The 621-nt window shown below is 53.3% G+C and carries 1 pseudogene; it reads right to left on the reverse strand.

Annotated features, from left to right (window positions below):
• Window positions 1–596 (reverse strand): annotated as a pseudogene (locus tag BHE89_RS19480) (hypothetical protein); the annotation flags it as partial.
• Window positions 597–621 lie beyond the last annotated feature (25 nt).

Genomic DNA, 621 nt, shown 5'->3' on the forward strand with positions numbered 1-621 from the left:
AACGCACTGGTATTGCGGTCGGTGTCTTGTGCAGCACCAATCTGCTTGGGAGGTTCACTCTTTGGTGCAGTCTCTATGGATAGCGCTGGTGGTTGGCTGGCAACCTTCTGCATTTCACCATCTTGCTTAACCACCCCCAGGTCCTGAGTTTTGACGTGCGTTTGTGCTGGTGGTGCTAACTGGTATTTGACTGCCAGGTTGTTCCCGTGGACTTCAATGGTTTGCAGGGAGATGGGTTTACCTTCCAACTTGGTCAGAGCTTCTTGGAGCGGTAGCTCCTGAGCATCAGTCATACCGCCCATAAAGCCATTGAGCCCGTCATCATGGACGCGACAACGCAGCCTTCCCGAATAGCTACGGTATTCACCTGGGCAAACAAAATAGCCGCCCTGAGGGCCGTCTAGCTTGCGCCACTTATTACTTTTGAAGGCCTCCACTTTGGTTACAACCGGCTGGCCGTCATGGTAATCAATGACAGTTTTACTCTCTGGGCCAGTGTCCTCTACCTTCTTGCTGCCTGAGTCATCTGAGAGCATTTGCCCCACTGCTACGCCAGTCACAAAGTCACTGGCAAAGGCCGCAGGAGCTGCGACCATGAGACCAACCAGCAAAAGAAGGGGG

Origin of the sequence: Shigella sp. FC1967 (genome assembly GCF_001743005.1) — a bacterium.
Taxonomy (GTDB): Bacteria; Pseudomonadota; Gammaproteobacteria; order Enterobacterales; family Enterobacteriaceae; genus Proteus.